Here is a 9,211-nt window from a genome sequence, read left to right on the forward strand (position 1 = left end):
GACAAGCATCCCCGCTACGGCCGAATAGGCAAGGCGGCCCGTAGACCACGCTTACGATCGAGCGGCAGCATCTCGCCCAGCATGCGCGCGGCCAAGCCAAACGAGACGAGCGACGCCCAGCGCGTCTCCAGATAGAGGAGTTCGGGCGTGGTGCGCTCGGGCAGCAGCGCGGCCAACGGCGTCAGCGTCGCGCCTGGCCCCACGTCACCGCCACAGCCGCAACGCCGCAACCGCTCGACCGCGACCTGCTGCTGGCCGAACGCAGTACGCATCGTCACCGGGCGACGGTCCTTCAGCCCGCGATCGGCGCCGCAGGCCGGACAGGCACGATGCGCAGCTTGCCACTCGTCAATCTGGGCGGTGACCAGCCGAGTCTGAACCTTGCGCAAGAGCATGTGCGCTTCGGCGAGCGTTAGCCCGAGCGTCTCAGGCGCGAGCTCGCCTGTACGCTCGATTACGACGGCGTTGCCGGACGTCTCGTCTGTCGGGCACGCGTCGATCGCGACGTGCATGGCGCAACGCAAGGTCATGGATCGGTCTCCTGTTTCGCGCCCGCTAACGCCAGCAACCGATCGTTCGCCGCCCCCTTGCTGAACGGCTCGGTAAATCGAAGCCGTCGCTGCGATCGGCGCATGATGCGGTCCAGGTCATCCAAGCGGTCGAGGTTTGTGATCGAACTCCAATCGCCCGATTCCTTTGCCGCCAGCAGATCGCGCCCGAACTCGGCAAAATCGGCCAGGTCGAGGCTCGCCGAAAGGCAGAGTGCCTCGCCCACCTGCTCGGCGTAACCCGCCGGTCCGCCGCTATCCTCTGGCGGGCAGGTGCCGTTGCCGCCGACGCACCGCGGGACCAGCCCACGCGCGTCTGCCGGCGTTGCCGCCTCGACACGCACCTCGTGCTCCCACCAGTCGCCGAAATCATAGACGTAGGTGAAGCGCTCGCCCGCGCGCAGCCGAAAACGCGAGAGCGGCACCCGCGGGCTCCGGCCCAGTTCCGGACCATAGTCGGCGCCATGGAGATGGAACCGCCAGAGGTGCGCATCCTCCCAGCCCATCGCAGCCTGGATCACGCGATGGAGGTGATCGAGCTGGATCGCCGCGGGAACCACGACCCGTCGCCACGGCGTGGGCTTCACATCCAGGAGCTGTACGCGGAGCTGGACAAGATCGGCGGAGCTGGTCCCATCCGCATCCCCGCGCCGCTCGGTCATGCGGCCCGCTTCCGCTCGGTCGCGCTTTCCGCTTGTTCGTCGGCTTCGGCGACATAGGCGTAGAGCGTGGGCTTACTGATGCCCATCAGCCGGCAGATCTCGCGCACCGTCTTGTCCTTGGCGCGGTAAAGTTCGACCGCGTGGCGACGCTTGTCCGGCGAGAGCCGGTGCTTGCGCCCGCCCAGGCGACCCCGCGCACGCGCCGCCTCCAGCCCCGCCCTGGTCCGCTCGCGTACCAGCGCGCGCTCGAACTCGGCCAAGGCGGCGAACAGGTGAAAGGTGAGCTTGCCGTTGATGGTGGAGGTATCAATGCCTTCCGTCACCGAGCGGAGCTGCACGCCCGCCTCGTCCAGCCGGCGCACGAGCGCGATCAGGTCGGGCAGCGACCGCCCGAGCCGATCGAGCCGCCACACCACGAGCTGGTCGCCTGCGCGCGCATAGTCGAGCACCGCGGCCAAGCCGGGACGGTCGGCCTTCGCGCCCGATCTCTTGTCCTCGAAGGTCTTCTCGCAGCCCGCGCGGGCGAGCGCGTCGCGCTGCAAATCGAGGTGCTGATCCTCGGTCGACACCCGGGCATAGCCGATAAGCAATGGGCGGGACTCCGTTCGGGGCAGGAAAGCCGTCAAAAGGCAGCCGCCATTGCCCTAGATAGATTGACCAGATTGCCTTACCGCACGCCAGCCCTGAACACCAGAACATGCCCGGGGCACCGCACGACGGGCAATCATCCGCTCCTTTGCCTTACCATCCGGGCCGAGCCTGTTGCCCCCGATTTGTGATGCGCTCCTGCCCTCGGGCGAGCGGTCAGCAACTGGAACGCTCAAGGGTCGCGCTTCTACTATCAGTGGGACGCGGCGAATAACCTGACCACCACGCGAGGGACCGAGACCACGGCTCAGATCGTGACCGTGGAGGACGGCTATCCCACCAACTCGACCGCCCTCGCGTCGACCAACCTGTGGACCAGCGGATCGACCATCACCCAGGCAGACGTGATCGTGAAGGCCGATTACCTCTGGTATTATGGCGATGAGTCGGGTGGGCGGTTCCATTGCCCGTCTACTCGGTCGAGCCCTCCTTCCGGCTCGTTTGATTATGAGTCGACCATGACGCATGAGCTCGGCCATGCTTTGGGCTTCGGTGAAGCCAACAACACGGCGTGCGTCATGCACTATAGTCAGCCGGCGGGCGTGGTGCGTCGCACCCCGTGCTCGACGGAGACGACAGCGCTTCGCAACGCCTACGGAGTGCGGTGATATGAGGGTCGCGGTGTGGTCGGTAGCGGGATTGCTGCTAGTGTCCTGCTCGCCGAACGCACCGCAACCCGAGGTCCCGGCCGGCTGGAAGTCGGTCGGGATCCCTTCGTGCTGCACGGTCGCCATTCCATCAGATGCGACTCTGAAGGCGGGAAAGGACCCGGTAGACGATCCGGTGTTCCTGCTGCGCGGGCCGGGCTACGAAGGCATGTTCACAGTGACAGGCCGAGGATCGGCGCTGCCGATCGCGAGCTCCGGGACCAACTACAAAGCGGATCAGCTCACGCTCGACGGCCGCCCCGCAGGCGTAGCTTCCTACCGTGTCGCCGACCCGAACTATCCCGAGCGCCGCAGCCTTCTGTGGACGTTTGCTGGGCGGAACGACGGATCGGGGAAGAACCTGGTGCTTGATCTTTCCTGCAAGGAAACGGGTTGTGCCGTATTCCTGCCTATGATCGGCTCCCTCGACGCAAAACCATGAATACTCGCTGCCTTATGGGTCAATGCCGACCGGGAAGCCGATCCGGCTTGTCGGCCGGCTGGAGCGTTCGTTATGGGGCGACGACGACTTTGGCCGGTTCCAGCTAGACGACGCCGCGGTCATCGCAGTCGACGGGCCACGTTGAGGCGGGCCCGGCTGGGCCGAAGGTCGAGCCCACGGGTTGGGTAGGCGGGATAACGACGCAGCCGCTACGATCGGGGCGGTTCCTTTATACCGGCTGGGGTATGAAGAGAATCCTATCCCGACCATTGATCCCATTCGGGACGGTCGCGGCCAGCGCGCTTCGACTGGTTCAGTCGTAAACGTATATCTGTGCCCGCTCTATGCGCCACCCGCTGTTCGCAAAAGCCTTCCTTTCTGACGACCTTGCCGGCGGGCCATGACCGCACCGCATTTCTGCTGCCCGCCGCTTGTCAGAACTGTTCTGAAAACGTGCTTCGCAAAAGCGTCTGCCGGCGACGGGTTTGGAGAACCCACTGGTAGAAAGCGTGAGCACGACGCCTCGTTTGCAAGCAGCGCCGGATAATGGCGAGCACACTGGCAGATAATTTGAGCAGGTTGCCACGCGCCAGTGGCAGATAGCGTGAGCAGAAAATCTGGCTGTTTGCGAGCAGGCGCCGTTATGATTGCAAGCGCCTACAGCTAACGCCAAAAAAGCGCCCGATGATCTCTCACCGGGCGCAAGTTAGGGAATAAAGTGACGGGATCAGCCGCCAGCAGTATTTAGTCGTCAGGCGTTTTCTTTCGCAGCCTTCCGCGCTGCAATCGACGCGTTGTAGGCCGCGCGACGTTCGTCGGACCATCCTGCACCACCAGTACCCGGCTCGCGCTTCTTACGCGGCGTCTTGGCGGCGGTAGCGTCACCCTTGGCCGCAGCTTCGAAGTCGCTGTCAAACGACCCCGTCTCGACCAGATTCTTCAGCTTCGACAGGAAGTCACCGAACCGCTCTGACGGAACGTAGTGGGTCGTCTTGCCCGAGATAGGGAAACGGCTCGTGTACTCGACCACGTTGTTACTCGCCTTCCAAGCCTTGCGCCCGCGCGTCGGCTCGGGATTCCCATAGCTGGCGATGTCGCTGTCGATTGCCTTGACGTGCTTGGCGCGATCCTTGGTCGGATCGTAGCCCTTGGTGTTGAAAACATCCGCAAGCTTGTCGTCAGCCAATGCGAGTAGGTCTTTGAGCGACATCACGAGCCTCCATAGAAAGTGGTAGAGGCGCAACTACACGTCGAACGTTAAAGTTCAAGTCACAAGGTAGGTAGCCGGGTTCGTGCGGCCACCATGAATCTTGCACGACCTTACCCACACGCGCTGTCCGCTGCGGTAGTTTCGCCAGTGTCCGCGACGATCGTGCGGCGATCGTTGGCTCAACGTTGATGCGGCACGCTGATCGCTAAGCACCGCTTCGCGATCGTCAATTGATACGATGATCGGCCGGTCTAGCGGGTCAAGTTTGACACGCTCGCGTTTGACGTTCGTCTTGACCACTGACGCGGAGAGATCGTCTTCACGCGTGGTCGCACCAACTCGATCGAGCAATTGCAACGCCGCCACGCTGACGCTAATGTTTGCTCGTGCGTCTTCGAGACGTTCCTCAAGCCAATATGGATCGACTTTGTCCGGGTCGAACGGCCATTCAAGACCGTACTCGTCTGGACGTTTTGGATCGAACGATATCACACACGGTTGGCGAGTCCACTTCGCCTGCAAGCTGGAAAGCGTGGGTTGCCACGACCAAGTCTCTACGTAGATCGTGAGATCATCGTTTTGCACGAGGTGGTAGAGATTGTGCGTCGGAATGAGGCTGTCATAGTGGAAGTAACAGTATACCTCACTATACGGCAGGCGAAACTTCTCTCTTGTCCCTTCCCATTCACTCCAGACTTTATCGTAAATAGCCTGACCCCAATAGGATTGGCTCGCGGGATTGTTAAGGTTGTTGAAAGCGAAAAGCGGCGCGCTTGCTATTTTATCCGGCTCGATCTTAGTCACGCGATCTCCGGACCTCAGAGCGACGGCGTCTCCGAGACGGACAGCTTCAAGGAAGGAGGCGAAAACGCGATCAGGTGACATTGTTCCTAGCTATAGCGTGCTTCATGCATCGCAAGCGCCATCTTCGATCCACGCGACGAGAAGATGCGTCTGACCCAACATGACACTCGCTAACCATTCGTGGCGACCATCGTGGATGTAGAATGTATCGCCATCCCAATGACCGTTGGGGCATGGCCAAGGCTGGCACGCACCGTGCTGTAGGCGTTTCTGATAGGCACGATCTACGTCTCCAACCGCCATGCGCTCACGGCACGCCAGACGCACCCGGAAGACATCAACGTACCCTGTTTTGATGATTTTACCCGGCTGTACCGTTAGGCTGCGATCTTGCTGCATAACCTAATTATCATCGCTGTCAGGGAAGAACGCCGCGATCAGATCATCTCGGCGGACGCCACGTCCGCGAATGTTTACCGTGTAATAGGGTGCGTGTCCGGGCTTGAGGGTGCGCCAAGCACCGGTAGAGGATTTATGTTGGACCTGACCGTAGATGTTGACCCGATAATCGTCATTGATCGCACGCCATTCGCTGGCGTCATCCGCGTTATCATCCTCCAAAGGGATGCCGTGCCACGTTGCAGCGATCACACGTGTCCAAGGGAAGCGCTTACCTGACAGCCGCACGTACTGGTTGTGCGACCCCTCGCGCTCGATCGCAGCGCCGGTGATCCGGATCACCCTGCCGTCTCGCGAGCATAGCGCCCGAGGATAACCCGGCACCTGTCGCCACTCCGCCTCGGGACGTTCTCCGATATGGATAAGCTCGTCTAGCTCATCGTGCGGATCGTTGGCGTAGGCGTATTCTTGCGCAGCCTGTCCGCTGTCATAGTGGTCGTTGTTCGCCCAATCCGCGCCCATGTCAGCGGCAACCGCTTGGCGTGTCTTCTGGACGTGCTGTTCTTTGGTGATGACCCTGACCATCGCGTTCCAAGCAATCGCGGTCGCATACGCAAACGGATTTTCTGATTTGTTGATGTCAAACTTGAGGATATTTTGCGTAAGTGCCGCAACACCTTCTGCGACAAATTCTTCGCGGTAGGAGTAACCAGCGAAGTTTCGCTTCCACGACAGTCGCTCGCACAGTTGCATGATGTACAATCCGACCTGATCGTTGATCCGACCTTTGGCTTGCGAATTCGTAATCTCGTCTATTAGTTCCCGATTTGTTATATACTTCATCGAAGAAGTTTATCGACGCGCATAGTTCGGCGTCGATATTATTAGTCGTGTATGGCAATCAGAGTTTCGAGTGCGAAGGCTAAAGGGCGCAAACTACAGCAAGAGGTAGTCGTGCGGTTGCTCGCAGCATATCCGCAGCTTGGAGAAGACGATCTCAAGTCTTGCTCGATGGGTAGTCAGGGCGCGGACGTGTGGATGTCTACCGCTGCAAAGGCGGCTATCCCCTTCGACATAGAGTGCAAGGCGCGCAGCGGCGTCGCGCTCATCTATGACGCCTTGGCACAGGCTAAGCGCCACCCTGACCGTACGCCGCTCGCGATCGTCAAGGCTGACCGGAAGCAACCGCTCGCGGTGTTGACCCTAGATGACCTCTTGGCGTTGCTAACCACCATATAACGCATCGGACGTTATCGGCAGGTTCGTGTTGACCTATTGAGCGATAATCGAGACAAAGGGGCAAGGAGACCGCTGTGATCGATTTGTTTAACGAAGAGCTTCCGCATGACCAGCAGGAAGACGCGTCTGATCTCGATTTGCAGCCCGACTGGTTCACAGGCCCGACTCTTTGGTCAACGGATTGGACAACTGAGACGATTGTTTCTCAGCTTCGACGCGGGAACATTAATCTAAATCCGAGATATCAGCGTCGCAACGCGTGGGATTCGGTTCGCAAAAGCCTTTTCATCGAGTCCCTGATCCTCGGATTACCTATACCTCAGATCATCCTTGCAGAAGAACGCAATCAGCGCGGACGGTTCATCGTTATAGATGGAAAGCAGCGACTATTAGCGATCCGACAGTTTGCTTCGAAGAGAGATGATGCCGATTTCCCACAATTGCGACTGACCGGCCTTAGTGATCGTACTGACTTGAATGGGCTGACCTATGAAAAGCTGCATGATGATGACCGCCTTCGTGACGACCTTAATAATTTTGAGAACCAAACGGTAAGAACGGTCGTCATCAGAGGTTGGCAGAACGAGAAATATCTTTATTCAGTGTTTCTTCGGATCAACACCGGTAGTGTGCAGCTTTCACCTCAGGAGCTTAGGCAGGCTCTACATCCGGGACGCTTCTCTGACTTGATCGACGACGTTTCGATCCAGTCTGAAGCACTAAAATCTGCGCTAAAGCTCAAAGAACCTGACTTCCGTATGCGTGATGTAGAGCTAGTTCTGCGATGGTTTGCGTACCGAAATTTCGCTGGAGCTTACAACGGCGATCTTAAAAAGTTTCTTGATAATACTACCAGCTACTTCAACAAAAGTTGGGATGCAACGAAGGACAATCTCGCCGAACAAGCCAAGGAACTCGATGCCGCGCTTGGCGCAACTCGAACGATCTTTGGTGATAGGGACGAGCTTAGAAAGTGGAACGGTAGGACTTACGAAAAGCCTATTAATAGGGCCGTTTTCGACATCATGACCTACTACTTCTCGTTTCCGGCAGTCCGCGAGGAAGCCTTAAAGCATTCAGCCGAACTCAAAGCCGCCTTCCAGTACGAATGTGATAAGAACCAAGACTTTCTATCGTCACTTGAGGCAACGACAAAATCGATTGACGCAAATCGGGTCCGCTTTGGAGTGTGGGCAAGAGTACTTACAAGTGTACTCGGCGTAGCGATTACCTCTCCAATGGAGAGGTAATCGATGCCTTCTGCGCTCTACAATGAACTAAGCGACGGCGTTCAACGCATCGAACAAACCTTCCTCAAGTTCAAACAGAAGTCAGCAGGGAACTATACTGACCGCCAGCTTACCATGGCGGCGGCATACACTCTTCTTTGCCATTCGCAGATCGAAACCTTCTTGGAGGCTTGGACCAAACAGTTCGTGGACCATGCGGAGACAGAGTGGAAGGCCAACCGGGCGACTAGGACAATGGTCCACATCTGTACGTTCCACGAGGGGCGAAAGAACATGAGCAATCCCCCGAACGACGACAAATGGAACGAGGAAGTCTTCAAGGCCCTCGCCAAGCATAAAAGCGTAATTACCGGAAATCACGGGATCAAAGAGGCGAATGTATGTGAGCTACTATCTCCCGTAGGGTTTGACACCCGCACGATTGACCCCATCCTCTTAGGAGATCTGACCGCGTTTGGCCGTCTTCGTGGCGACCACGCTCATAAGTCGTATCACGTCCAAGTACAGATGACGTTCGACCCTTTCGATCGCCGCGCTAAGGTCCAAGGTCTACTAACGCTATTAAATGCCTTAGACGGTCAGCTAGCCGCATACTTCGCCACCGTCTGAAAGCTTCACTGCGTCTAAATACTAGGTGCCTGACCTACCACGTACCTACAGCCGCCGCCCTACACCAGCCAGCCGCCAAGGTGGCAGCAAGGCGCTCCGGGACCGTACAGCCGCATATAAGCGCCTATGCGCCTCCATCCTCCACGATCACCCCTTGTGCGTCTATTGTGCCTCCACGGGCGCTGTGACGCCCGCCACGCTAGTGGATCATATCCTCGCCCTCTCGCTCGGCGGAGGCAACGAGCGCACCAACCTCACCGCATCGTGCACGTCATGCAACGCGGACAAAGCCAAGGCAGAGGCGCGATGCGCAGCACGCGGTTACGGTGAGCAGGAAGCGCGTCTCGACTATGATCTAGCGGGATGGATCACGCGCGCGCGCCCGCGCACTTTTTGAGCAACTGTTCACCCACTGGATTACCAGCGCGGCGTACGCGGGTGCCACCATCCACCGGCGTCAGCACCAACGTTGAGAACGTGTGACCGGCGTACGAGATACCCAAGCGCGTCGACGCTTCATCGTATCGAGTAACGATCAAAGGTGATCCGTACTTTAGGGTCACACATTCCTGTAGAGACAATGCATCCATCGTCACGACACGATCGCTCTTGAACTTCAATGGCTCGGCAAGCGCTGGCACTGCCAACGCTACGGCCATCAACCCTCCAATGATCTTACGCATATGATCCTCCAACGATGTGGATCGGCGTGGAAAAGGGACCCCGGTAGCGGGGTGATCGGCGTCGAAAAGG

General features: G+C 58.7%; 13 protein-coding genes. 6 read left to right on the forward strand and 7 right to left on the reverse strand.

Features of this window, described 5'->3' with window-relative positions; all coding sequences use genetic code 11:
- Positions 1 to 14: 14 nt before the first annotated feature.
- Genes Q0579_RS02435 through Q0579_RS02445 form a run of 3 tightly spaced genes read right to left on the reverse strand, consistent with a single transcriptional unit; the run spans position 15 to position 1,800 of the window.
- Complete coding sequence (locus Q0579_RS02435) at positions 15 to 530, reverse strand: hypothetical protein (protein ID WP_298808736.1); 516 nt, start codon at positions 528 to 530, stop codon at positions 15 to 17.
- Positions 527 to 1,210 (reverse strand): plasmid pRiA4b ORF-3 family protein, encoded by a 684-nt coding sequence (locus Q0579_RS02440; protein WP_298808738.1) that lies wholly within the window; start codon positions 1,208 to 1,210, stop codon positions 527 to 529. Before Q0579_RS02440 ends, Q0579_RS02435 begins: the two co-directional genes overlap by 4 nt.
- Entirely contained in the window at positions 1,207 to 1,800 is a 594-nt protein-coding gene (locus tag Q0579_RS02445; RefSeq protein ID WP_298808740.1) for a recombinase family protein, read from the reverse strand. The genes Q0579_RS02440 and Q0579_RS02445 overlap by 4 nt, the downstream gene beginning before the upstream one ends.
- 312 nt (positions 1,801 to 2,112) lie before the next feature.
- Between Q0579_RS02445 and Q0579_RS02450 the strand changes: the two genes are divergently transcribed.
- Together Q0579_RS02450 and Q0579_RS02455 are read left to right on the forward strand one after the other, a co-directional pair.
- The gene (locus Q0579_RS02450; RefSeq protein WP_116732716.1) at positions 2,113 to 2,466 is read left to right on the forward strand and encodes a hypothetical protein; all 354 of its coding nucleotides are present in this window, start codon (positions 2,113 to 2,115) and stop codon (positions 2,464 to 2,466) included.
- Position 2,467: 1 nt separating this feature from the next.
- Positions 2,468 to 2,947 carry a hypothetical protein gene (locus tag Q0579_RS02455; protein WP_231376736.1) on the forward strand — a complete coding sequence of 160 codons (480 nt, stop codon included), beginning with the start codon at positions 2,468 to 2,470 and terminating at the stop codon, positions 2,945 to 2,947.
- A gap of 751 nt (positions 2,948 to 3,698) precedes the next feature.
- Here Q0579_RS02455 and Q0579_RS02460 read toward each other — a convergent pair.
- From Q0579_RS02460 to Q0579_RS02470, 3 genes are all read right to left on the reverse strand, one after another.
- Entirely contained in the window at positions 3,699 to 4,157 is a 459-nt protein-coding gene (locus Q0579_RS02460) for a hypothetical protein (RefSeq protein ID WP_298808750.1), read from the reverse strand.
- A gap of 54 nt (positions 4,158 to 4,211) precedes the next feature.
- A complete protein-coding gene (locus Q0579_RS02465) occupies positions 4,212 to 4,961 on the reverse strand; it encodes a hypothetical protein (protein WP_298808752.1) in 750 nt (249 codons plus the stop codon).
- A 402-nt stretch (positions 4,962 to 5,363) separates the two neighbouring features.
- Positions 5,364 to 6,203 (reverse strand): hypothetical protein, encoded by an 840-nt coding sequence (locus Q0579_RS02470; protein ID WP_298808754.1) that lies wholly within the window; start codon positions 6,201 to 6,203, stop codon positions 5,364 to 5,366.
- Positions 6,204 to 6,314: 111 nt separating this feature from the next.
- Between Q0579_RS02470 and Q0579_RS02475 the strand changes: the two genes are divergently transcribed.
- The 4 genes from Q0579_RS02475 to Q0579_RS18245 all read left to right on the forward strand — a co-directional run bounded on the left by Q0579_RS02475 (position 6,315) and on the right by Q0579_RS18245 (position 8,855).
- Positions 6,315 to 6,599 (forward strand): hypothetical protein, encoded by a 285-nt coding sequence (locus Q0579_RS02475; protein ID WP_298808756.1) that lies wholly within the window; start codon positions 6,315 to 6,317, stop codon positions 6,597 to 6,599.
- A 74-nt stretch (positions 6,600 to 6,673) separates the two neighbouring features.
- Complete coding sequence (locus Q0579_RS02480) at positions 6,674 to 7,849, forward strand: DUF262 domain-containing protein (protein ID WP_298808758.1); 1,176 nt, start codon at positions 6,674 to 6,676, stop codon at positions 7,847 to 7,849.
- A gap of 3 nt (positions 7,850 to 7,852) precedes the next feature.
- The gene (locus Q0579_RS02485) at positions 7,853 to 8,458 is read left to right on the forward strand and encodes a hypothetical protein (protein ID WP_298808760.1); all 606 of its coding nucleotides are present in this window, start codon (positions 7,853 to 7,855) and stop codon (positions 8,456 to 8,458) included.
- 25 nt (positions 8,459 to 8,483) lie between these two features.
- A complete protein-coding gene (locus Q0579_RS18245) occupies positions 8,484 to 8,855 on the forward strand; it encodes an HNH endonuclease signature motif containing protein (protein WP_366522250.1) in 372 nt (123 codons plus the stop codon).
- On the opposite strand, the gene Q0579_RS02490 is transcribed toward Q0579_RS18245, so the two are convergent.
- Positions 8,827 to 9,211: hypothetical protein (locus tag Q0579_RS02490; protein WP_298808762.1), on the reverse strand; the 385-nt coding region annotated here is incomplete at its 5' end. The two genes, Q0579_RS18245 and Q0579_RS02490, sit on opposite strands and share 29 nt — an antisense overlap.

It is taken from the genome of uncultured Sphingomonas sp. (genome assembly GCF_936927845.1).
Classification (GTDB): domain Bacteria; phylum Pseudomonadota; class Alphaproteobacteria; order Sphingomonadales; family Sphingomonadaceae; genus Sphingomonas.

What these genes read in the sequence shown, in the direction of transcription:
- Q0579_RS02435 (WP_298808736.1), bottom strand. Translation starts at nt 530, where the DNA reads ATGACCTTGCGTTGCGCCATGCACGTCGCGATCGACGCGTGCCCGACA.
- Q0579_RS02440 (WP_298808738.1), bottom strand. Translation starts at nt 1,210, where the DNA reads ATGACCGAGCGGCGCGGGGATGCGGATGGGACCAGCTCCGCCGATCTT.
- Q0579_RS02455 (WP_231376736.1), top strand. Translation starts at nt 2,468, where the DNA reads ATGAGGGTCGCGGTGTGGTCGGTAGCGGGATTGCTGCTAGTGTCCTGC.
- Q0579_RS02460 (WP_298808750.1), bottom strand. Translation starts at nt 4,157, where the DNA reads ATGTCGCTCAAAGACCTACTCGCATTGGCTGACGACAAGCTTGCGGAT.
- Q0579_RS02470 (WP_298808754.1), bottom strand. Translation starts at nt 6,203, where the DNA reads ATGAAGTATATAACAAATCGGGAACTAATAGACGAGATTACGAATTCG.
- Q0579_RS02485 (WP_298808760.1), top strand. Translation starts at nt 7,853, where the DNA reads ATGCCTTCTGCGCTCTACAATGAACTAAGCGACGGCGTTCAACGCATC.